This is a genomic window from Streptomyces pseudoechinosporeus (assembly GCF_054783935.1).
On sequence record NZ_BAAGPS010000009.1, the window covers coordinates 685,192 to 707,044 of the forward strand.

General features: G+C 69.2%; 17 protein-coding genes. 11 read left to right on the forward strand and 6 right to left on the reverse strand.

Features of this window, described 5'->3' with window-relative positions:
- Positions 1-29 precede the first annotated feature (29 nt).
- Complete coding sequence (locus ACYVO6_RS14560; protein ID WP_352370378.1) at positions 30-257, forward strand: MbtH family protein; 228 nt, start codon at positions 30-32, stop codon at positions 255-257.
- Positions 258-261: 4 nt separating this feature from the next.
- Positions 262-1,827 (forward strand): amidohydrolase, encoded by a 1,566-nt coding sequence (locus ACYVO6_RS14565; RefSeq protein ID WP_461061128.1) that lies wholly within the window; start codon positions 262-264, stop codon positions 1,825-1,827.
- Here ACYVO6_RS14565 and ACYVO6_RS14570 read toward each other — a convergent pair.
- The 5 genes from ACYVO6_RS14570 to ACYVO6_RS14590 form a co-directional block, all read right to left on the reverse strand.
- Positions 1,824-2,522, reverse strand: a complete 699-nt coding sequence (locus ACYVO6_RS14570) for an isochorismatase family protein (protein ID WP_461061130.1) — start codon at positions 2,520-2,522, stop codon at positions 1,824-1,826. The two genes, ACYVO6_RS14565 and ACYVO6_RS14570, sit on opposite strands and share 4 nt — an antisense overlap.
- A gap of 157 nt (positions 2,523-2,679) precedes the next feature.
- Entirely contained in the window at positions 2,680-3,732 is a 1,053-nt protein-coding gene (locus ACYVO6_RS14575) for an iron-siderophore ABC transporter substrate-binding protein (protein WP_461061132.1), read from the reverse strand.
- Complete coding sequence (locus ACYVO6_RS14580) at positions 3,732-5,597, reverse strand: ABC transporter ATP-binding protein (RefSeq protein ID WP_461061395.1); 1,866 nt, start codon at positions 5,595-5,597, stop codon at positions 3,732-3,734. Before ACYVO6_RS14580 ends, ACYVO6_RS14575 begins: the two co-directional genes overlap by 1 nt.
- Positions 5,598-5,629: 32 nt before the next feature.
- Positions 5,630-7,324 carry an ABC transporter ATP-binding protein gene (locus ACYVO6_RS14585; protein ID WP_461061134.1) on the reverse strand — a complete coding sequence of 565 codons (1,695 nt, stop codon included), beginning with the start codon at positions 7,322-7,324 and terminating at the stop codon, positions 5,630-5,632.
- Positions 7,325-7,477: 153 nt separating this feature from the next.
- On the reverse strand, positions 7,478-8,848 hold the full coding sequence (locus ACYVO6_RS14590) for a lysine N(6)-hydroxylase/L-ornithine N(5)-oxygenase family protein (RefSeq protein WP_461061136.1): 1,371 nt from the start codon (positions 8,846-8,848) through the stop codon (positions 7,478-7,480).
- A gap of 85 nt (positions 8,849-8,933) precedes the next feature.
- On the opposite strand from ACYVO6_RS14590, the gene ACYVO6_RS14595 reads away from it, so the two are divergent.
- Entirely contained in the window at positions 8,934-9,881 is a 948-nt protein-coding gene (locus ACYVO6_RS14595) for a methionyl-tRNA formyltransferase (RefSeq protein WP_461061138.1), read from the forward strand.
- A gap of 175 nt (positions 9,882-10,056) precedes the next feature.
- On the opposite strand, the gene ACYVO6_RS14600 is transcribed toward ACYVO6_RS14595, so the two are convergent.
- Positions 10,057-11,925 (reverse strand): glycoside hydrolase family 35 protein, encoded by a 1,869-nt coding sequence (locus tag ACYVO6_RS14600; protein WP_461061140.1) that lies wholly within the window; start codon positions 11,923-11,925, stop codon positions 10,057-10,059.
- Between the two features lie 71 nt (positions 11,926-11,996).
- Here ACYVO6_RS14600 and ACYVO6_RS14605 point away from each other — a divergent pair, with 71 nt between their 5' ends.
- The 8 genes from ACYVO6_RS14605 to ACYVO6_RS14640 all read left to right on the forward strand — a co-directional run bounded on the left by ACYVO6_RS14605 (position 11,997) and on the right by ACYVO6_RS14640 (position 21,807).
- Complete coding sequence (locus ACYVO6_RS14605) at positions 11,997-13,016, forward strand: LacI family DNA-binding transcriptional regulator (RefSeq protein ID WP_461061142.1); 1,020 nt, start codon at positions 11,997-11,999, stop codon at positions 13,014-13,016.
- Between the two features lie 254 nt (positions 13,017-13,270).
- Positions 13,271-14,593 (forward strand): carbohydrate ABC transporter substrate-binding protein, encoded by a 1,323-nt coding sequence (locus tag ACYVO6_RS14610; RefSeq protein ID WP_461061144.1) that lies wholly within the window; start codon positions 13,271-13,273, stop codon positions 14,591-14,593.
- A 129-nt stretch (positions 14,594-14,722) separates the two neighbouring features.
- Positions 14,723-15,712, forward strand: coding sequence for a carbohydrate ABC transporter permease (locus tag ACYVO6_RS14615; protein ID WP_461061146.1), 990 nt, complete (start codon positions 14,723-14,725; stop codon positions 15,710-15,712).
- Positions 15,713-15,734: 22 nt separating this feature from the next.
- The gene (locus ACYVO6_RS14620; RefSeq protein ID WP_461061148.1) at positions 15,735-16,616 is read left to right on the forward strand and encodes a carbohydrate ABC transporter permease; all 882 of its coding nucleotides are present in this window, start codon (positions 15,735-15,737) and stop codon (positions 16,614-16,616) included.
- A 34-nt stretch (positions 16,617-16,650) separates the two neighbouring features.
- Positions 16,651-16,830 (forward strand): DUF6903 family protein, encoded by a 180-nt coding sequence (locus tag ACYVO6_RS14625; RefSeq protein ID WP_461061150.1) that lies wholly within the window; start codon positions 16,651-16,653, stop codon positions 16,828-16,830.
- Complete coding sequence (locus tag ACYVO6_RS14630; protein ID WP_461061152.1) at positions 16,827-18,257, forward strand: alpha-L-fucosidase; 1,431 nt, start codon at positions 16,827-16,829, stop codon at positions 18,255-18,257. Before ACYVO6_RS14625 ends, ACYVO6_RS14630 begins: the two co-directional genes overlap by 4 nt.
- Before the next feature lie 104 nt (positions 18,258-18,361).
- Positions 18,362-19,435 carry a peptidyl-prolyl cis-trans isomerase gene (locus ACYVO6_RS14635; RefSeq protein WP_461061154.1) on the forward strand — a complete coding sequence of 358 codons (1,074 nt, stop codon included), beginning with the start codon at positions 18,362-18,364 and terminating at the stop codon, positions 19,433-19,435.
- Positions 19,432-21,807: a discoidin domain-containing protein gene (locus ACYVO6_RS14640; RefSeq protein ID WP_461061156.1), complete on the forward strand. Its 2,376-nt coding sequence runs from the start codon at positions 19,432-19,434 to the stop codon at positions 21,805-21,807. The genes ACYVO6_RS14635 and ACYVO6_RS14640 overlap by 4 nt, the downstream gene beginning before the upstream one ends.
- Positions 21,808-21,853 lie beyond the last annotated feature (46 nt).

Consider the following 21,853-nt stretch of genomic DNA (forward strand, 5'->3'; position numbering starts at 1 on the left):
TCAAGTCCCGTACCCAGGAGGATCACCGCATGAGCAGCGGCAACACCAACCCGTTCGAGAACCCCGACGGCGTCTACTCCGTACTCGTCAACGATGAGGGCCAGCACAGCCTCTGGCCCGACTTCGTGGACGTCCCGGCGGGCTGGACCGTCGTCCACGGCCCGGGCCCCCGTCAGGAGTGCCTCGACTACATCGAGACCAACTGGACCGACATGCGACCCACGAGTCTGGTGGAGCGGATGGAGCGGACCGGCTGACCCGATGCTCAGCACCAGACTCACCAACGCGCACATCCTGACCATGGACCCGGACCACCCCGTCGCCCACGACCTGGGCATCTGGGAGGGCCGGATCGTGGGCCTGGACGAGGCGGTGACCGGGCTGCCCGCGCGCCGGGTGGTGGATCTGCAGGGCGCGACCGTGCTGCCCGGGTTCATCGACAGCCATGTGCACCTGGCGTGGACCGGTTTCAAGGCGGCCACCCCGAGCGTGGCGCCGTGCACCTCGGTCGAGGACGTGCTCACGGTGGTCGCCGCCGCCGTGGCGGACACGCCGCCCGGCGGCTGGGCGCATCTCGTCGGATACGACCAACGGGCCCTTGGCCGCCATCTGACCGCCACCGAGCTGGACAAGGTCAGCGAGGGGCGCAAGGTGTACCTGCTGCACGACTCCGGACACGGCTGTGTGGTCAACACCGCCGTCCTGGACCTGCTGCCCTCCCAAGTGCCGCACGAGGACGGCTTCCTCGCCGAGCAGGCCATGGGAGCTGCGCGGGCGCTGCGACTGCCGTACTCCCAGGAGGAATTGGCGGGCGCGATCGGGCGCGCGGCCCGGGTCTGCCTGGCCGAGGGCGTGACGGCCTGCGCCGAGGCGGGCATAGGCGGCGCCCTGTTCGGGCACAGTCCGGTCGAGCTGGGCGCCTACCAACTCGCCCGCGAGCAGGGGAAGTTGCCGCTGCGGGTGCAGCTCATGGTGGCAGCGGACCGGCTGAACCCGGTGGCCGCGCACCAGGACGACGGCATCCCGCGCGCCCTCGACCTCGGCCTGCGCACCGGGTTCGGGGACGAATGGCTCTCCGTGGGCGCGCTGAAGATCTACACCGACGGCGGCATGATGGCCCGTACGGCCGCACTCAGCAGCCCGTACGAAGGCCTGGACCACGCCGGCCAGTTGCAGGACGACCCCGAGGCGCTCGCGGACACGATCGTGGACGGTCATCTCGGCGGCTGGCAGCTCGCCGTGCACGCCATCGGCGACCGTGCGGCCGACGTCGCCCTGGACGCCCTGGAGCGGGCGCATCACCTCTGGCCGCGACCGGGCGCGCGGCACCGCATCGAACACGCGGGACTGATCCGGCCCGACCAGCTCTCCCGCATGGCGCGGCTCGGCGTGAGCGCCGTGGTGCAGCCGAACTTCCTGCGCTACTTCGGTGACGACTACGCGTCGATCATGGGCGAGGAACGGGCGCCGTGGATGTACCGGGGCAGGGGATTCCTCGATCACGGCATCACGCTGGTGGGCAGCTCCGACCGGCCCGTCGCGGACGGATCGCCGCTGCGGGCCGTCCAGTTCATGGTCGAGCGGGCCTCGGAGTCGGGACAGGTAATCGGTCCGGACGAGTCCGTTACCGTCGACGAGGCCCTGCGGGCGTACACCGTCGGCGGGGCCTATGCCTGCCACTGGGACTCCGTCGCGGGCTCTCTCGCTCCGGGCAAGCGCGCCGACCTGGTCGTGCTGGGCGACGACCCGAGGCGGGTCGACACCTCGCGCATCGGGGACATCGAGGTGGTGACGACGTTCGTCGACGGCCAGGAGAGTAACGGCTAACCCGGGCGCCGCTGCTCGTGCACGGGCCGGACCGTCGCTGATGTGTCGTGCGCGGCCCTGCTGTGCAGGAGTTCGCGCAACAGCTGGTTCGTGGTGCACACGACGCCCGTGCGCGCGATCCACCGCAGCGCCATGGAGTGGTCCTCGGCGGAGAAGTCCGCCACCGCGTCGGCCACGACGAACGGCTGGATGTCGTGCATGAAGGCGTCCGCCGCCGTCAGCAGTATGCCGAGGTGCGCCCGCACACCGCACAGGATCAGCTGGTCCCGCCCGGTGGAGCGGAGCAGCCGGCCGAGATGGCTGCGGAGAAAGGCGTTGTGCCGCACGTTGACCAGCAGATGTTCGCCCGCCCGTGGCGTGAGCTGCGGGACGATCGAGGCGGCGTCGGGCTCGGGGACCGTACCCGGCCCCCAGATGTCGCTCAGCTGCCCCCGCTGACCGGCGCGCGGCTCGGCCGGCTCCGCGCTGAACACCACCGGCATGCCGAGTGTGCCCGCGAGTTCACGCAGGGTGGTGATGTTGTCGATGAGCTCCACGACGGGGGAGGAGTCCGCCGGAAACGCCTGGACGTAGTGGTTCTGCATGTCGTGCACTAGCAGGGCGGCCTGTGCCGGGTCGATCGTCCAGGACGGCGACGACGCGGGAAGCACGGAACGGTCCGGCATGGGGTACGAGTCGACGACCGGTAAACCCATGGCGAATCCTCCCCGATGCACACCTCATGCCGAACCCGGGGCGCCTGCGCGAGCGGCTCACCTCGAGTTAGTAAGGCTAGCCTAACCTAATAAGTGCCTGGGGTCGCGGGTCAAACCCGCGACCCCAGGCCCCTGTTCAATCCGGGAGCGGCAGCGATCAGGACGCCGGCTGCTCCACCTTCGTCGCGGTGTCGCCGTCGACGGCCGCGGCCAGCTGCGGCACCAGGCGCTCGAGCATGTACGGCAGGCTCAGGACCGTCACGAACGAGACGGAGTTTCCGTAGTCGCTCGCCTCCTTGACGAAGACCTCACGGTCCTGCTTCGCCACGTTCAGATCGGCGTAGAGGGCGTCCTTGTTGAGCTTGGCCTCGTCCTTGGCCACGTCGGAGACGATCCACACGATGGCGTCCGTGTCCAGCAGATCGGTGCGCTCCTTGCTGATGTTGGCGCCGAACTCGTCGCCGATGACCTTGTCCAGATCGGTCGGCAGCTTGAAGCCGAGATCCGTGAGCAGCCGGGAACGCGGGTCCTGGCTGCCGAAAACGAACATGCCCTCGTACGGGGTGGCCATCACCGCGGTCTTCCCGGCGAAGTCCGGGTTCTCCTCGGCCGCCTTCTTGAAGTCGGCCTGGACGCCCTCGACGAGCTCCTTCGCCTCCGTCTCCTGACCGAGCGCCTTGCCGATGATCTCGGTCTGCTCCTGCCACGGGACGCCGAAGTCGTTGTACGCCTTCGGCTGGGCCACCACCGGTGCGAACTTCGACAGGGTCTCGTACTGCTCCTTGGTCAGACCGCCGTAGACCGCGAGGATCAGGTCCGGCTTGAGCGCGGCGATCTTCTCCGTCTGCGGTCCGGTGCCGGTGTCCGTCAGCACGGTCGGGGCCTTCTCGCTGCCCAGCTTGTCCGCGGCCCAGGGGCCGATGGCGCCCTTGTAGCCGCCGAGCCACTCGGTGGTGCCGACGGGCACCTTGCCGAGGGCGAGTACGGCGTCCTGGTCGGTCAGGCCGACCGTGACGATCCGCTTGGGCTCCGCCTTGATGGAGGTGCTGCCGTACTTGTGCGGGATGGACACCGGGAAGGCGCTGTTCGCGGATTCCTTGTTATCCGCGGCAGCCTCGGAATCATCTCCCGAGCCGCAGGCGGTGGTGAAGAGCAGTAGCGCGGAGACGAGCGCCGCGGCGAGGCGTGTACCTCTGAGAGAGCCGAGCATCAGTGGTCCTTCATGGTGGTTGTGTCGGGGACTTGGTGCTGCGTGGGGGGCTGATCGGCCGTGCTGCGGGTACCGGACCAGGCCTCCCACAGGGAGGCGTAGGTCCCGCCCGCGGTGCACAGCTCGTCATGGGTGCCGCTCTCCACGATCCGGCCGCCGTCCATGACGACGATCCGGTCCGCGGCGGCGGCCTGGGTGAGGCGGTGTGCGACGACCAGCGCCGTGCGGCCCTCGACCGCCCGGTCGGCCGCCCGCTCCAGCAGCCGGGCTCCGGTGCTCCCGGCCTCGGCCGTCGCCTCGTCGAGCACGGCCACCGGGGGATCGGCCAACACCAGCCGCGCCAGGGCGAGTTGCTGGACCTGGGCGGGCGTGAGGCGGTGCCCGCCCTCGCCCACGACCGTGTCCAGGCCCTCGGGCAGCGTTTCGACCCAGTCGAGGGCCTGAACGGTGGCCAGGGCCGTGCGCAGCTCGTCGTCGGTGGCGTCGGCCCGCGCCAGGCGCAGATCCTCCGCGAGCGAACCGGCGAAGACGTGGGTCTCCTGCGTGACCAGGGCCACCGGCAGACCCTCGCCGTTGCCGTACGCTCCGGCGCCGGTCAGGTGCACCGAGCCGGACGTCGGGGCGTGCACGCCCGCGATGAGCTTGGCCAGGGTGGTCTTGCCCGCGCCGCTCGGGCCGACCAGGGCCACGCGTTCGCCGGCCCGGAGTGTCAGGTCCACGTCGTGCAGGACGGGACGGCCGGGCTCGTACGCGTGGTCGATGCCGATCACTGTGACGGTGCCGTCCGCCGCCGTGCCCGGCTCCCGCCGCTTGTGAGGATTCGCCGTCTCTTCCGGCTCGGGGTCCGGCTGGTCGGCGACCCCGATCAGCCGGGCGAGCGCGGCGGTCGCCGACTGCGCGTCGTCGAGCAGCACCAGCGCGGAGTTGATCGGGGTGAACAGACTGTGGAAGTACAGGGCCGCGGCGGTCGCGGTGCCGATGGACACCGAGTCGGCGCGCACCAGCAGGAACCCGGTGACGAGGACCGCGGCGAGGCCGGTGTACTCGGCCACGTGCAGCCGGTTGTAGAACCGCAGCACCAGCTTCACTCCGCGCAGCGTCAGCTCGACCGCCGCCGACGAACGCCGCGTCACATGTGTGGTGTGCTGCTCCTCCAGCCGGAACGCCCGCACCGTGCCGGCCCCGGCGATGGTGTCGAGGAGCTGCTGCTGCTGAGCGCCGGTCGCGATGCGCTGACGGGCGTAGAGCGGCACGGCATTGCGTACGTACCAACGGGCGGTGTGCGCCTGGACGGGCACCGCGAGGAGGGCCGCGAGCAGGAAACGCCAGTCCAGCGCCGCCATCGCGCCCAGCGTCAGCACGATGGCCAGCAGGGAGCGGGCCAGTTCGGGCAGGGCGTTGCGCACCGCCTCGGCCACCACCGAGACGTCCCGGGTCACCCGGGCGGTGAGGTCTCCCGCGCCCGCCTTCTCCACCTGTTCCAGCGGCAGCCGCAGCGCCTTCTCCACGAACCGCTCGCGCAGTTGCGCCAGCAGGGTCTCGCCGAGCCGGGAGACCAGCGTCAGGCCCAGCGCGGTGGTGCCGCCCTGGGCGAGGGCGACCAGCACCAGCAGGACGACCGGAACCGTCACGTCCCCGGGCGGGCGCCCCTCGGCCACCACGTCCACGATGCGGCCCAGCAGCGGCTGGACGAGCAGCCCCACACCGGTGGCCGCGACCATCACCGCGAAGCTGCCGAGGGCCAGGGCGCGACGCGGACGCACCAGTTCGCGGACGGCGGCACGGGTCCGGGCCGAGGTCGCCGTGGGCAGCAGTTCCCGGGTGTCGGGCGCCTGTTCGTCCGTATCGGGGCCTGCTGCGGTCATTGCTTCCTTGTTCTCGTTCGCCGAGGTGTCGCTCATGACAGCACCGCCGCGCGGTACGCCTCGTGACGGCGTACCAGATCGGTGTGCGGGGCCGTGTCGGTGATCCGGCCGTCGTCGAGCAGCACCACCCGGTCCGTGACCGCGAGCAGCGCGGGGCTGGTGGTCACGAGCACCGTGGTGCGGCCCTTGCGGATCTCCCGGAGGCCGGCCGCGATGCGGGCTTCGGTCACCGCGTCGACCGCGGTGGTTGGATCGTGGACCACCAGCACGGGCCGGTCGGCCGCCAACGCGCGGGCGAGAGCGACGCGTTGACGCTGCCCGCCCGAAAGGGACCGGCCGCGCTCACTGACCGCGGTGTCCTCGCCGTCCGGCAGGGTCTGCGCGACCTGTGCCACCCCGGCCGCCGTCATCGCCGGTTCTGCATCGTGGGCGTCGGGGGCCGCGGCGGTGACGTTGTCGCGGACGGTGCCTTCGAAGAGGTCCGCGTCGTGCTCGGCCACCAGCAGGGCCGTACGCATCTGAGCGGGATCCAGGTCGCGCAGGGACACGCCGTCCAGTTCGACCGTTCCGGCTTCGGGGTCGGTCTGCCGGGACAGGCAGCGCAGCAGGTCGATGGCGTGCGCGGGGTCGGTCGCGACCACGCCGAGGAGTTCACCGGGCGCGATGTCCAGGTCCACCTCGCGCAGCCCGCCGTGGCTGAGCCCGCTCAGCCGGACCGCGCCGCGCACCTGCTGCGGCAGGCTCCGGCCGCCGGACGTGACGGAGTGCGGTGTGGCAAGGACCTCCGCGATCCGGGCGGCCGAGGCCCGGCCCTGCGCGAACTCGGCGTTGACCCAGGCGAGCGTCTCCAACGGCCCGAGCAGGAAGAGCGCGAGCCCGACCGCGGACACCAACTCGCCCAGGCTGATGCTGCCCTGGGCGGCCAGGCGGCCACCGACGAGCGCCACGATGGCGATCAGGCAGCCCGTCAGCGCCAGGACCATGCCGTTCTGGAAGGCCTGCGCGCGTGCGGCCCGCAAGGTCGCCTGCAGGGAGTCGCGGCTGGTGGTTCGGTAGCGGGCGATGGCCGTCGACTCACCGCCGATGCCCTTCAGGATCCGCAGACCGGCCACCAGATCGGCGGCCACGGCCGAGGCATGCGCCGCCCGCTCCTGCTCGGCCTCGCTGCGGCTCTCCAGCGGCTTGCTCAACAGATGCCCGAGCCAGAGCAGGACAGGTGTGCCGAGCAGCACCACCAGACCGAGCAGCACCGACGTACGCAGCAGGACGATGGCACAGGTGAGCAGGCCCATCAGTGCCGAAATCCCGAACATCAACGCCAGGTTGACGGCGCCGACCCGCTTGGCGTCCTCCGTCGCGATGTTGGCCATCGCTCCGGGCAGCCGGCCCTCCTCCGCTCCGCCGCCGGGGTCCAGGACCCTTCGTACGAGCGTGATACGCAGGGCGTGCTCGGCCTGTACGGAGGCCTTTTCACCGGACCAGGCGCCGATGCGGAAGCTGAACGCCAGGCCCACATAGACCACGGCGAGGATCGCGAGCCAGAGGAACAGGGCGCCGGTGTCGGAGTCGGTGACGGCCTGGTCGATCACGATGCCGATCAGGACCGGCACCAGCGCCTCGCCGATCTGATGCCCGGAACCGAGGAGAGAGCCGAGCGCGACGTTACGTCGCTGACCCCTGACCGTGTCCCTCAGGACGTCCCGCCCCGACGGATATGAAGGACCCACCCGTACCCCTCCGGGATCGGACAAAGAGAAAAACCTAGGTGAGGCTACCCTAAGTCGATGCGTCTGCCCAGCCCGGGGCGCACACGACAGACCCCGGGCGCCGTCCGACGGCACGCGACCGCGTGCCGTCGTCCACGACGATGAACCGCCCTTTCAGGCCGATGAATTGACGGATGAACTGACAGAGGCACTGATTCCCGCGGCCGCGTCGCTCGCATGGTGGGTGAGCAGGGAGTCGAGGATCTCGCCGGAGCGTACGGCGGTGGTGGACAGCAGGGTGGAGGTGAGACCGTGCGTGTGCTCGGTCGCGCCCTGCAGATAGATGCCCGCGGTGACCTCGGGCGCGACCTCCACGCGATGGTCGCGGCCCACGCGTACGGCGTCGTTGTCGTCCCGCAGGCAGAGCTTCGCGGTCCTGCCCAGCAGCGTCTCGAGGTCCCTGGGCCGGTAGCCGGTCGCATGGACCAGCAGGTCGGAGGACAGCACCTCCCGCTCGCCGGTGGGCAGGAACTCGACGGTGACGTCCAGGCGGTCGTCCAGCGTGCGTACGTCCCGGATGCGGGAGACGTTGCGCAGGCGCAGACGTTCGTGGCCCTGGACCTTCTCGCGGTACATGGTCGCGTACAGCGACTCGATCAGGTCCATGTCGACCACCGAGTAGTTGGTGCTGCGGTGGTAGTCGACCAGGGACTGCTTCACCTCGGGCGTGGACTGGAAGTAGACGTCCACGGCCTCGGGGTCGAAGATCCGGTTGGCGAAGGGGCTGTCGTCGGCGGGTGTGTACCCGTACTTGGCGAAGACCGCGCAGACCTCCGCCTCGGGGAAGGAGCGGTGCAGATAGTCGACCGCCTCCGCGGCGCTCTGACCTGCGCCAAGGACTAGAATGCGGCCCACCGAAGCACCGGAGTCGTTCAACTCGCTTACGCGCGGCACCAGTTCGCTGTTGTGCCAGATACGGTCCGACAGCTCGGTGCCCGGCGGGAGATGGGGCTCCAGGCCGACGGCCACCGAGATGTTACGGGCCCTGCGGACGACGGTGCGTTCGGGAGCGCCGGGGACGCGGCTGACGACGTCGAACCAGCGGACCTCTCCGTTCTCGGCCAGTACCGGCTCTACGGAGACGACTTCGGCGCCGTAGTCGACCTGGTGTGCGATGCGGGCCGCTGCCCACTCGAAGTACTCGTGGAACTCGATCCGCAGCGGGAACAGCGTCTTCGCGTTGAGGAAGTCCACGAGTCTGCCGCGCTCCCTCAGGAAGCACAGGAAGCTGAAGTCGCTGGTCGGATTGCGCATCGTGACAAGGTCCTTGAGGAAGGACACCTGCATCGTGGCGTCGTCGATGAGCATGCCACGGTGCCAGCCGAAGGACGGCTGACGCTCCAGGAACCGGGCTCGGATGCGCTTCTCGGGGGCGGCTCGGGAGTTGTGTTCCTCGACTGCGATGGCCAGTGCGAGGTTTGACGGGCCAAAACCCACGCCGATCACATCGTGGATGGCGTCCGGTTCGTCGTGCAGTGCGTTCACCGCAACTTTCCTTCCCTTAGGCGCCACTGATGTTAAATAAGGTTAGCCTTACCTTGCAATGGTGTGTCCTAGGAGAGGATCGAGTATGCGGGTCGTCATGTTCGGCTATCAGACCTGGGGGCACCGCACCCTCCAGGCTCTGCTGGAGTCCGACCACGAGGTGGTCCTGGCCGTGACCCACCCCAAGAGCGACCACGTATACGAGAAGATCTGGGACGACTCGGTGGCCGATCTCGCCGAGAAGCACGGCATCCCGGTCCTGCTGCGCAACCGCCCCGACGACCCCGAACTCCTCGCCGCGCTACGCGAAGCGGAACCGGACCTCATCGTCGCCAACAACTGGCGCACCGTGCTGCCCCCCGAGGTCTTCGACCTCCCGCCGCACGGCACGCTCAACATCCACGACTCGCTGCTGCCGGCGTACGCGGGCTTCTCCCCGCTGATCTGGGCGCTGATCAACGGCGAGCGGGAAGTCGGCGTCACAGCACACCGGATGAACGCCGAACTGGACGCGGGCGACATCCTGTTGCAGCGAGCCGTACCGGTGGGCCCCACCGACACCGTCACCGATCTGTTCCACCGCACGGTCGACCTGATCACGCCGGTCGTGACCGAGTCCCTCGACCTGATCGCCTCGGGCCGCGCACGGTGGATCCCCCAGGACCGCAGCCGGGCGAGCTTCTTCCACAAGCGGTCGCTCGAGGACAGCCGGATCGACTGGACCTGGCCGGCCGAGGACCTGGAGCGCCTGGTGCGCGCCCAGTGCGACCCGTACCCCAACGCCTTCACCTACCACCGCGGTCAGCGCCTGCGCATCGTCGAGGCAGCGGTGTCGGAAGCCCGTTACGGCGGCACTCCCGGCCGCATCTTCATCCGCGAGGGTGACGGCGTGGTCATCGTCGCCGGAGGTGAGGCCAGGAACGGGCAGCTGCGTGGCCTCTGCGTGAAGCGCGTCCGCACCGAGGACGGCACGGAGCACGCGGCGGCGGACTACTTCCGCACGATGGGGGGGTATCTCACGGCGCGGCCGTGACTCCGGTGAGGTCCCGCGCCCCTTCAGGGGCGCGGGGCTGTGACATTTGCGGCTCCGCCGCGATGGGGGTCCCCCGCTCGTGGGGGTCCCCCCGCTCGAGCGAAGCCGAGAGTGGGGGAGGAGCCGAGAGTGGGGGAGCGACCAGCCACAACGAACCCGCAGCCAAGGTGGCGGCTCAGCCGAACTCCTCGACGTACTCCTCCGGCGGTCCGAGCTCCGGGCGGTCCCGCAACTCCAGGATTCCGCCGAGCCGTTCCAGCTCGAGGATCGTCACGGTGTTCTCACCGGCGCGCAGCAGCGGTGCCGGACAGTACAGCGTGACCTGCGGCCCGATCTCCCAGTAGCGGCCGAGCAGGAAGCCGTTGACCCAGACGAGGCCACGGCTCGATCCCGGCAGCGCGAGGAAGGTGTCCGCGGGCGTGTCGACGTCGAACGTCGCGACGGCGAACCCGGCGTGCGTGGTCGTGGGACCGGCGGCGACCGCGTCGGCCAACTCCGTGGCGGACCACTCCTGCAGCGCGACCGGCGAGCTGTCCCAGCCCTGCACGATGCGCCGGTCGACGAGGACGGGACCGAGCAGGCCCTTGTGCCCGCCGATGCCCGGGCCGTAGTTCACCCGGCCGAGGTTCTCGACCAGGACGTTCAGCCGTACGACTTCGCCGGTTCCGTGGATGGGGAGTTCCGGAGAGTCAGGGTCGGCGACGCCCAGCCACCTGCCGTCGGCGAAGACCAGTGCCCGGTCGCGTACGTCGGTGAGAACGAGCCGGTGCTCGCCCGCAGGAATGCGCGGGTACGCGATGTGCAGGACCATCCCCGCGTCGAGCCCCAGCTGCTCGAACGAGGCGGGGCGCGGGGCCGTCGCGGTCGGGGCCGGCACGGCGCGGAGGCCGGGGAGCAGGTCGGCGCGGTGGACGAGCGGGACGCGGGTCGGCGGGAGCGTCGGCATCCGTGCGGGGGAGCGGAGGGGGCCCCGGGCGCCGAGCGCCTCGCGTATGGCGAAGAACTTGGCAGTGAGGCTGCCGTCCTCGGCGATCGGCGCGTCGGAGTCGTAGCTCGTGACGATGGGCTGCAGTCGGCCTTCGTCTTCGTTGGCGCCCGCCCAGAGGCCGAAGTTGGTGCCGCCGTGTGCCATGTAGATGCTCACGCTGCCGCCGTCGGCGACGATGCCGCGAAGTGTGCCGACCGCGCTGTCCACCCCGCGAACGTGGTGCCGCTTGCCCCATGTGTCGAACCAGCCGTTCCAGAACTCGGCGACCACGAACGGCTCGTCCGGTCGCCGTGCCGCCAGGAGCTGCCGGGCGGCGTCGGGCTGGGAGCCCAGGGTGACGGCCGTCAGAGTGCCGGGCAGAGTGCCGCCGTCCAGCATGAGCTCGGTGGGGCCGTCGGCGGTGAACAGCAGCTCCCCGATGCCCCGTTGGGTCAGAGCCTGGCGATTCCAGCGCAGGTAGGCATGGTCGTCGCCGAAGCTGCCGAACTCGTTCTCCACCTGCACCGCCACGACCGGCCCGCCCTCGGATGCCTGGAGGGCGGCGATGCGGGGGACCAGCTCGTCGAACCAGCGGCCGACGGCGGAGGTGAACGCCGGATCCGAGCTGCGGACCGCGACGTCCCGGCCGGTGAGCCAGCTCGGCAGGCCGCCGCCCGACCACTCCGCGCAGATGTACGGGCCGGGCCGGACGATGACGTCGAGGCCCTCCTCGCCCACCGTGCGGATGAACAGCTCGATGTCCCGCCAGCCGTCGAAGAGTGGCGCCTCGTCCTCGTGGGGCTGATGGAAGTTCCACGCCACATAGGTGTCGACCGTGTTGAGTCCGAGGTCGGCGATCCGGCGGATCCGGTCCCGCCAGAGGTCAGGGTGGACGCGGAAGTAGTGCAGCGCCCCCGACAGGATGCGATGGGGGACGCCGTGCCGGTACAGGCGGCCCCCGCGCCAGGTGAGCGCGCTGGTGGCGGCGCCGGCCGCCGCGTCGGTCGTGGTGTGGGCCAAAGAGATGTGTGTCGTCGGCGGCTCAGTCACCGTGTGAGCGTATGTTATCGATGCCATGAGTAACAAGGTTCGATAGGATCTGGTGGACGGCCGACGAGCAGGCGCGCCGGCCGGGGGAGAGGAGCGCGATGACCGAGGGCACCGCGAGGCTGAGGCAGCCGAGCATGGCCGACGTGGCCCGGACCGCCGGGGTGTCGGCGCAGACCGTCTCGCGCGCGCTCCGCGGCTCGCCGAACGTCAACCCCGAGACCAAGAGGCGCGTCCTCGCCGCCGTGGACCAGATCGGCTACCGGTTCAACAGCGCCGCCAGGGCGCTCTCCTCCGGGCGCAGCCACACCATCGGGCTCGTGCTGCTGGCGTCCGGCGGCTACTACTCGCGCTCGGCGGTGACCGCCGGTGTCGAGGCGGCCGCCGGTGAGGCCGGGTACGCGGTGAGCATCGCGACCATCGCCGCGCTCGACACCGGCCTGATGGAGCGATCCCTCTCCAAGCTCGCCGACCAGGGCGTTGACGGCTTCGTCATCGCCGTACCGCTCATCTCCGTGACGCCGAAGATGGAGGACATCACCCGCGACATCCCGACCGTCACCCTCGACGGCTCACGGACGGCGGGCGCCCGGGTGCTCGGGATCGACCAGCAGGAGGCGGGCCGTGTCGCCACGCAGCACCTGCTTGACCTGGGGCACCGCCAGGTCTGGCACATCTCCGGCCCGGACGAGTGGATCGAGGCGCGCCGGCGGCGACAGGGCTGGCAGGAGTGCCTGGCCGCAGCCGGGATCGAGGCGCCGCCGCCCCTCGAGGGCGACTGGTCGCCCGACTCGGGATACCGGCAGGGGCAGATCATCGCGATGATCCCGGACGTGACCGCGGTCTTCGTCGCCAGCGACGAGATGGCCTTCGGGGTGATCCGCGCCCTGCACGAACGCGGCCGGTCGGTGCCCGACGACGTCTCCATCGTGAGCGTCGACGACATCGCCCTCGCGGCCTACGGCTCTCCGCCGCTGACGACCGTCCGCCAGGACTTCTACCGCTACGGCGCGGCGGCGGTCGCCCTTCTGCTGCGGGGCGACGACGCCGACGTCGACGAATCCATCGTCACCGCGTCACTGTCGGTACGCGCCTCCACGGCACCGCCGCGCTCCCGCTGAGGTTCCGAGTGGCCGTTCGCTGAGCGAAGCCCGGCCAGCCGTTTCGCGACCGGGCTTCGTGTCAGCCGTTCGCCGGCTGAGCCTCGTGTCGGCCGCTCTCTGAAATGCCTCCTGTGGGCCCCTTGCGCCTGCATATGAATCGGTGCCACCGTAAGGCCTCATGTTATCGGTGCCACCGTAACAACTCCGGATTGCCATGTGATCCGGATCCCGCTCGCAGCCAGGTGGGCAACTGTCCACGGGAAGGACCCCACATGAGGAGATCGCTCGTCCTCGCGGGCGCCGCGGTCACGGTGCTCGGACTGCTCGCCGGCTGCTCCGCCGGCGGGGGCGGCTCGGACTCCGGCAAGACGACCCTCAAGGTCGCCGCCCTCGAAGGCGGCTACGGCCGGGACATGTACACGCAGGTCATCAAGCAGTACGAGGCCTCGCACCCCGACATCGATGTCCAGTTGCAGATCTCGAAGAGCATCGAAGACGAGATCACCCCGAACATGAAGGCGGGACGGTACCCGGACGTCGTGGTGCTCGGCCAGGGCCGTGAGGCCGCACTCACCGAGACCCTCATCAAGGACAAGGCCCTTGAGGACCTCACACCGGTACTGAAGGAGAAGGTCCCCGGCGAGAACAACACCGTGGGGGACAAGCTCACCGAGGGCATCGTCGGCAACCTCAACACCAACCCCTACCGCAACGATCAGACGTACCTCATGCCGATGTACTACGCCCCGACCGGGCTCTTCTACAACCAGGGCCTGTTCGAGCAGAAGGGCTGGAAGGTCCCGAGCACCTGGGACGAGATGTTCGCGCTCGGCGACACGGCCAAGCGGCAGGACATTCCGTTGTTCACCTACCCGACCGCCGGCTACCTCGACTCGTTCTTCTTCGCGCTCCTCGCCGACGTCGGCGGGGAGCAGTTCTACACCGACGTCATGACGTACAAGAAGGACGTCTGGAAGACGGCGAACGCCCGGAAGGCCCTCGACATCACCACCCGGCTGCTGAGCTACGCCGCACCGGCCACTGTCGGATACGCCAACGAGCAGGACTTCACCAAGAACCAGCAGTTGATCCTCGACAACAAGGCGCTGTTCATGCCGAACGGAACCTGGATCGTCGGCGAAATGGCGGAGGCTCCCCGCGCAAAGGGCTTCAAGTGGGGCCTGACGCCGCTGCCGGCGGTCACCGCGGGCAGCAAGCGCTACATCACGACGTCGGTCGAGTCGGTCTGGATACCCAGCGCCGCCCAGAACAAGGACGCGGCAAAGGACTTCATCGCCTACCTGTACTCCGACGAGGCGGCGAAGACCTTCGCAGAGTCGAACGCGATCCAGCCGATCGAGGGCATCGTGAGCAGCCTGTCCGGGGAGAACGCCGAGTTCTACAAGGTGTACGAGGACCCGTCGGTCGCCCCGCTCGTCGGCGGGTTCGCGAGCACCGCACCCGTCGAGGGCGTCGACATCAAGGCCACGCTCTTCGACACCGCCAACAGCATCATCAGCGGCGACACCACTGAAGACGAGTGGCAGGACGCGCTGAACGACGCCAGCGAGAAGCTGCGCGAGGCAGGCGACTGACGTGCCCGGTGGTGGCCCGGCCGATCCGGGCCACCGCCGGCGCCCCTCCGACTCGGCAGACCCGGGAGACCCTCTCCGCTCACCTTCGACGCCATCGAGCATCCCTCGAGCGACCCAAGGACCGGCACGGTGACGACCCTCTCCACCCCCACCCCACCCCCAGGCTCGACGAACCGCGCATCCAAACGGCCGCCGTTCAGCGGGAGTTCGCGGCGCGGCACCCGGACCCCCGCCCGGCGGCGCGGCAATACCCGCTTCGTACTCGCCTGCCTGCTCCCCGCGCTGGTGCTCTTCGCGGTGTTCATGGTCGTCCCGACCATGAACGTGTTCCGGATGTCCTTCTACACCTGGAGCGGGTTCTCCCCGGACAAGCGATTCGTGGGGCTCGACAACTTCTCCCGTCTCCTCGACGACGAGCAGTTCGTGCGCGCGTTCCAGAACACGGTCGCGCTCCTGGTCGTGGTGACCGTCGTGACGATGGGTATGGGCCTGTTCCTCGCCGCGATCATGACCCGGCAACGGCTGCGCGGGCGGAACCTGTACCGGTTCGTTCTCTACATCCCCAACGTGCTCTCGGTGGTCGTGATCGCGGCGATCTTCTCCGCCGTGTACGACCAGGAGAACGGTCTGCTCAACAGCACACTCCGGCTGCTGTCGCTGGACGGCCTGCAACAGGTCTGGCTCGGCGACCAGAAACTCGTGGTCTACTCCGTCGCGATCGCGATGGTCTGGCAGTCGCTGGGCTATTACATGGTCCTCTACATGGCGAGCATGTCGAGCATCCCGGAGGAGCTCTACGAGGCGAGCGCACTCGACGGGGCCTCCGCCGCCCGGCAGTTCTTCGCCATCACACTGCCGCTCATCTGGCAGAACCTCCGCACCACGCTGACGTTCTTCATCATGAGCGCCGTCAACCTCAGCTTCGTCCTGGTCCGCGCGATGACGGGCAGCGGGCCCGACGGCTCCTCCGAGGTCCTGCTGAGCTACATGTACAAGCAGGCGTACACGAACTCGTCGTACGGCTACGGCATGGCCATCGGTGTCGTCATCTTCGCGTTCTCGTTCCTCGTGTCGCTCCTGGTGAGCCGGGCGACGCGGCGCGAGCCCCTCCAGTTCTGAGAGCTCTTTGAGGACGGACACCATGACTACGATCAAGTCGTCGTCCCGCCCCCGCAGGGGCCGGGCCCTCACCTACGCCCTTGTCATCGCCCTCGCGCTCGCCATCGCGGTGCCGGTCGCCTGGGTGCTGCTCGCCTCGCTCAAGCAGAAGAGCGAGTTCTTCGGCAGCCCCTGGACGCTGCCGAAGGGCCTGCACCTCGAGAACTACGTCCATGCGTTCGTCGACGCGCACATGGGCCAGTACTTCCTGACCTCGGTGCTCGTCACGGTGCTCGGCCTGGTGCTCGTCCTGGCGGTCTCCGTGCCGGCCGCCTACGTCATCGCCCGGTACGAGTTCCGCGGCCGCCGCCTCGTGGAGACCGCGCTGCTGGCCGGGCTCTTCGTCAACGTCAACTACATCGTCGTACCGATCTTCCTCATGCTCGTCGACTGGGACCGCGCGCTCATCGACGTCTTCCCAGGCGGGTTCTTCATCGACAACCCCGGAGTCCTGTCGCTCGTCTACGCGGCCACGTCGATCCCGTTCACCATCTACCTGCTCACCGCGTACTTCCGGTCGATACCGGTCGAGTACGAAGAGGCCGCCGCGATCGACGGAGCGTCCCGCTTCCGGATCATGGCCCAGGTCATGCTCCCGATGGCGCGCCCGGCGGTCACCACCGTGATCCTGTTCAACTTCCTGGCCTACTGGAACGACTTCATCATCGCGCTCACCCTGCTCCCCGGCGAGGGCAAGACGCTGCAGGTCGGCCTGCTCAACCTGTTCACCGCGCAGAAGGCGGCGGCCGACTACGGGCGTCTCTACGCCGGCATGGTCATCGTCATCGTTCCCGTCCTCATCCTCTACGCGGTCATCCAGCGCCGGCTCATCGAGGGCATCGCCTCCGGCGGAGTAAAGGGCTGACCCAGCCCCCGAGGCATCAGCGGAAGGAAACGTCATGAAGGAATCGACGCGTACGGCGCTGCTCGTCACCGCCCGTACGCTCGTCGCGGCAGCCTGCCTCACGCTCGTCGTCACCGCGCGCACGACGGTCGGGTGGGGAAACCTCCTGCTCATGCTCGCCGCGCTGGCCGGGCTGCTGGCCCTGCTCGCCGCGTACAACCGGCGGTTCCGGTGAACGCGGCGGTGGCCGGACGGGCGCGGGCGCTGGCCGCGGTCCGGCCGAGCGAGCGCCAACTCGCCTGGCAGGCAATGGAGTTCTACGGGTTCATCCACTTCGGCATGAACACCATGACGGACCGGGAGTGGGGCGAGGGACACGACGACCCGGCCGCCTTCGACCCGGCCGGGCTCGACGCCGACCAGTGGGTCGCGGCGCTCAAGAGCGCCGGGATGACCGGCGTGATCCTCACCTGCAAGCACCACGACGGGTTCTGCCTGTGGCCGAGCGACGTCACGGCCTACTCGGTCGCCTCGTCGCCGTGGCGAGGCGGCCGGGGCGACGTGGTAGCGGAGGTCGCCGACGCGGCCCGGCGGCACGGCCTGCGGTTCGGGATCTACCTGTCGCCCTGGGACCGCACCGAGGCGTCCTACGGTTCCGGGACCGCGTACGACGACTTCTACGTCGCCCAGCTCACCGAGCTGCTCACCCGGTACGGGCCGGTGTTCTCGGTGTGGCTGGACGGCGCGAACGGCGAGGGTCCGAACGGCAAGGTGCAGGTGTACGACTGGGAGCGGTACTACGCGGTGGTACGGAAGTTGCAGCCGGACACGGTCATCAGCGTGTGCGGGCCCGACGTCCGCTGGTGCGGCAATGAGGCCGGGGACACCCGCCCCGACGAGTGGAGCGTCGTCCCGCGCGCCCTGCAGGACGCCGAACGGACCGCGGCTCGTTCGCAGCAGGCGGACGACGGCGCCTTCGCGCGGCTCGTACGCAGCGACGACCGCGACCTCGGCAGCCGCGCCGCCCTGGCCGGGCACGAGGACGACCTGGTCTGGTACCCGGCCGAGGTCAACACCTCGATCCGTCCCGGCTGGTTCCACCACCCGGCCGAGGACGCCGAAGTCCGTTCCGTGGACGAGCTGTTCACCATCTACCTGCGCACCGTCGGCGGCAACTCCTGCTTTCTGCTCAACGTCCCGCCGGCCAGGGAAGGGCGCATACGGGACACCGACGTGGCGGTCCTTGAGCAACTCGGGTGGCACATCGAGGACTTCCGGGCGCGGCGGATCGAGGCGACCGCGACGGTCTCGTCCGGTGCCCCGGGTGACGTCGCAACCGCGTGGCCCGGCAGGGGGCGTACGCCGTGGCGGCCGGACGACACGGACCAACTGCCCGGCGTGACGCTCGCGTTCGGACGGCCCCGCCTGGTTGAGGCGGTCGTCGTGGGTGAGGACATCACGCAGGGGCAGCGCATCGAGCATGTCGTCGTCCAAGGCCACCGGGACGGCCGCTGGACGACGCTCGCCGAGGCGCACGCGGTGGGACACCAGCGCATCCTGACGTTTCCGCCGGCCGAAGTCGACGCCGTATGGGTCGAGTTGCCTCAGGCGCGGGACACGCCCGTCGTGGCGCGCGTGGCCGCGATCGGAGTGGCCTCATGAAGGGCACCTTGCCCAGGCAGGGCACCTCACGTAAGCCGAGCAACTCTCGTAAGCCGGGCGCCACGCGCAAGCCTCGTGCCGCGCGGGGGCCGAGCACCTCCCGCATGCCCAACCCCTCACGCAGGCCGTCGCGCCGGGCCGTCCTCCTCATCACCGGCGTATGCCTCGCACTCGCCGCGCTGACGGTCACCGCAGTGACCCTGCTCAGCCACCGCACCACCGAGACCAGCGAGGTCGCCTCCCTCGACGGGCACCCCGTGACCCGCGACGAACTGCTCTTCCACATGCGGCGGCTGGCGCCGACCGTGCAGAACGAGCTGCGCAACAAGTACCGCCTGCGGAGCGCGACCGACTGGAACGCGAAGGCCGGCGACAAGACCGTGCTCCAGCGGCTCGAGACCCGTGCGCTCGACGAGATCTGGCGGGACAAGACCACGCTCGTCCTCGCGAAGGAGCAGGGGCTCATCGACTCCGTGGATCACGCGGACTTCCTCGCCGAGCTGGCCGAAGAGAACGAGTCTCGTGCCGAGGGCATCGCCGCGGGCAGGACCGTCTACGGCGTCGCGCAGTTCTCCCCCGAGGAGTACTACACACACCGGCTCACCGAGCTCACCACAAGCCTGAAGAAGCGCCTCAGCGCGGACGCCGACGCGCCGCTCCGGGTCACAGACGCCGATGTCCGGCGCGCGTTCGACGCCGACCGGGAGGCCTGGAGCGCCAACGCGACCACGTACAGGTACGCGCAGCTCGTCGTGCCAGTACCCGACGGCGCTTCCGGGGACTACGCCGCCGGCCTGCAGCGACGCGTGGCCGCCGCCGGGCGCCTCGCGGACGTCGCCGCCGGGGAACCTGGTGCCAAGCTCACGACCGGCACGTACGACGGCAGTGGCTCGACCGGGCTGAACGCCCATGACCAGGACCTCATGGCGGTGCTCGGCAAGCTCGCGCCGGGCCGGATCTCCGCCCCCGTCATGGGAGCCGACCAGATCACCTACTACGAGCTCGACAGCAAGAAGGTCGACGAGGACAAGGCGTTCGCCGACTACCGCCGGCGGATCCGGCAGTCGCTCGTCGAGGAGAAGTTCGACCAGTTCCTCCAGCGCCGGGTCGACACCAGCGACATCGATGTCGACACCTCGGCGGTGGACGCCATCAACGCAGAGGATGTGCAGAAATGAGACCCGCCGATACTGAATCACCCCCCGTCAACGAGGTGGTGCGGAGGCGCCGTTGGCCCTCGGCGCGGGCGCTCCGCGCGAGCCTCAGCACCCTGTTCACCGCTCTGCTCGCCGCGCTGCTCGTCGGATCGCTTGTTCCCGCCGCGCACGCTGCCGTGGCCCCGGACCGGGCTCCCGCGCCCGCCGTCGCCAAGCCGAGCTGGCCGGGCAACGCGCCGAACATGACCGGCGGCAAGGACTACTTCATCGACGCTACGAACGGTCGCGACAACGCGGCCGGGACCTCGCCGAAGACCGCCTGGCGCACCCTGGCCAAGGCGAGTGCGATGACGTTCGCGCCCGGCGACCGCATCCTACTCAAGGCCGGTGAGCAGTGGCAGGACGAGCAGCTGTGGCCGAAGGGCTCGGGCAGCGCGGGCAAGCCGATCACCATCTCGGCGTACGGCGACCCGAGCGCCGCCCGGCCGTACATCGCGACGAACGGGAAGGTGCCGAGCCCGTTCAACGCGGACGGCACGAAGAATCCCGAAACCGTCGGCCGGACCGGCGCCATCGTGCTGCGCAATCAGCAGTACTGGGAGATCAACAACGTCGCGCTGTCCAATGACGACGACTTCGCGACCGACATCACGACAGGTTCGTACGTTCGCGACGGAATCATGGTGTCGATCAATGCCGACCTCATGAAGGACGGCGCGGACAGCATCATGGACCACTTCCGCATCTCGGACGTGTACGTCCACAACCTCGACGGCCCGAGCAGCTGGCAGCGAATCCACTACGGCGGCGTCAACTTCCAGGTCTTCGGCAACCGCAGCTACAAGGAGTACGACACCGGCGGCTATTACTTCAAGAACGTCCGGATCGAGAACAACACCTTCGAGAACGTCGAACTGCACGCCATCCAGTTCGCGTTCAACTGGTTCTACGACCGCTCAGCGGACTCCGGCCAGTACGACGAGAGCGGGAAGTGGCACGAGGGCTGGGAGCAGCTATGGGTGCGTACCCGCGACCTGTACAGCCGTGACGTCTACATCGGCCACAACTACGCCGAGAGCATCGGCCAAGGCGCGATCCAGCTCGCCAACACCAAGAACATGAAGGTCGAGTACAACGAGGTCAACGGCTATCTGGAGCGCTACGACGCGGTGTCCTGCGCCCTCTATCTATGGGCGGGCGCCGACTCGGTCATGCAGTTCAACGAGGTGTACGGCGGCCCGAACAACGAGTTCGACGGCACCCCCTGGGACCTCGAGTACACGAACTTCAACGTCACGTACCAGTTCAACTACTCGCACGACAACGCGGCGGGCTGGATGGCCTACATGGGCAACAGCTCCAATTCAACAGCCCGCTACAACCTGAGCGTCAACGACAACGGCGTACTCGTGAAAAACATGCTGTCGACGAACTACTCGCCGACGTATTTCACGAACAACACCTTCGTCTACGACGGCGCGGACCTCGACTACGTCCACGACGAGACATTCCTGAGCCGCGTCTACTTCCTGAACAACATCTTCTACAACACTTCGAAGACGACGGAGACACCGTGGTATCGCAGGACCGGCGCCCTGCGGCAGGCCGTGTTCTCCAACAACGACTACTACGAGGCGAGCGGCACTCACTCCACCCAGGAACCGGCCGACCCGAAGGGCTCCCGGGCCGACCCACGGTTCGTCGGTGACCCCGCCGACTACGTCACCGGGGCAAGCGTGAAACAGATCCGAAAGTCCGCGGCGCACTTCGCCCTCCGAGACGACTCGCCGCTCATCGACGCCGGCCGCTACAACCCGCACCTGGGCACCAAGGACTTCCTCGGCAGGCACATCTACTACGGCGACGCACCGGACATGGGCATCGCCGAGACGCGGATCGGTCCGCAGGTCACCAACCCGGTCGACGACGACCCCATCGAGGAAGAGGCGGACAACCGGGTCGACCTCGCACTCGGCAAACCGGCCACCGCGAGCTCGACCCACCCCGGGGCGAACGGGACCCTCACCGCGGACAAGCTGACCGACGGCGACCTCACCACCCGCTGGGCAGCGGCCGATGACGCGGCCTACCCGATCACGCTCGACATCGACTTCGGCACGGACACCACCTTCGACGAGGTGTACCTGGACGAGTACACCGACTCGGGCACGAACCCGCGGGTGCAGTCCTTCGAGCTGCAACGGTGGGACGCCGGAACCGGTGCATGGGTGACCTTCGCAAGCCGCGACGACGGCATCGGGCACGACCGCACCGTGACCGGCTTCGGCAGCATCACGACCTCCCGGCTCCGGGTGGCGCTCACGGGGCAGATCACGACGGAGCAGTACACCCCGACGCTGACCGAGGTCGCCGCGTACCGGACCGGCGAGTAGGCAGGGCCGGAGCGTGTCACGGCCACCGGCGGGTGGATGCCACGGC

What these genes read in the sequence shown, in the direction of transcription:
- ACYVO6_RS14580 (WP_461061395.1), bottom strand. Translation starts at nt 5,597, where the DNA reads ATGACCGCAGCAGGCCCCGATACGGACGAACAGGCGCCCGACACCCGG.
- ACYVO6_RS14560 (WP_352370378.1), top strand. Translation starts at nt 30, where the DNA reads ATGAGCAGCGGCAACACCAACCCGTTCGAGAACCCCGACGGCGTCTAC.
- ACYVO6_RS14635 (WP_461061154.1), top strand. Translation starts at nt 18,362, where the DNA reads ATGCCCAACCCCTCACGCAGGCCGTCGCGCCGGGCCGTCCTCCTCATC.
- ACYVO6_RS14610 (WP_461061144.1), top strand. Translation starts at nt 13,271, where the DNA reads ATGAGGAGATCGCTCGTCCTCGCGGGCGCCGCGGTCACGGTGCTCGGA.
- ACYVO6_RS14640 (WP_461061156.1), top strand. Translation starts at nt 19,432, where the DNA reads ATGAGACCCGCCGATACTGAATCACCCCCCGTCAACGAGGTGGTGCGG.
- ACYVO6_RS14575 (WP_461061132.1), bottom strand. Translation starts at nt 3,732, where the DNA reads ATGCTCGGCTCTCTCAGAGGTACACGCCTCGCCGCGGCGCTCGTCTCC.
- ACYVO6_RS14570 (WP_461061130.1), bottom strand. Translation starts at nt 2,522, where the DNA reads ATGGGTTTACCGGTCGTCGACTCGTACCCCATGCCGGACCGTTCCGTG.
- ACYVO6_RS14625 (WP_461061150.1), top strand. Translation starts at nt 16,651, where the DNA reads ATGAAGGAATCGACGCGTACGGCGCTGCTCGTCACCGCCCGTACGCTC.
- ACYVO6_RS14595 (WP_461061138.1), top strand. Translation starts at nt 8,934, where the DNA reads ATGCGGGTCGTCATGTTCGGCTATCAGACCTGGGGGCACCGCACCCTC.
- ACYVO6_RS14605 (WP_461061142.1), top strand. Translation starts at nt 11,997, where the DNA reads ATGACCGAGGGCACCGCGAGGCTGAGGCAGCCGAGCATGGCCGACGTG.
- ACYVO6_RS14565 (WP_461061128.1), top strand. Translation starts at nt 262, where the DNA reads ATGCTCAGCACCAGACTCACCAACGCGCACATCCTGACCATGGACCCG.
- ACYVO6_RS14620 (WP_461061148.1), top strand. Translation starts at nt 15,735, where the DNA reads ATGACTACGATCAAGTCGTCGTCCCGCCCCCGCAGGGGCCGGGCCCTC.
- ACYVO6_RS14600 (WP_461061140.1), bottom strand. Translation starts at nt 11,925, where the DNA reads ATGGCATCGATAACATACGCTCACACGGTGACTGAGCCGCCGACGACA.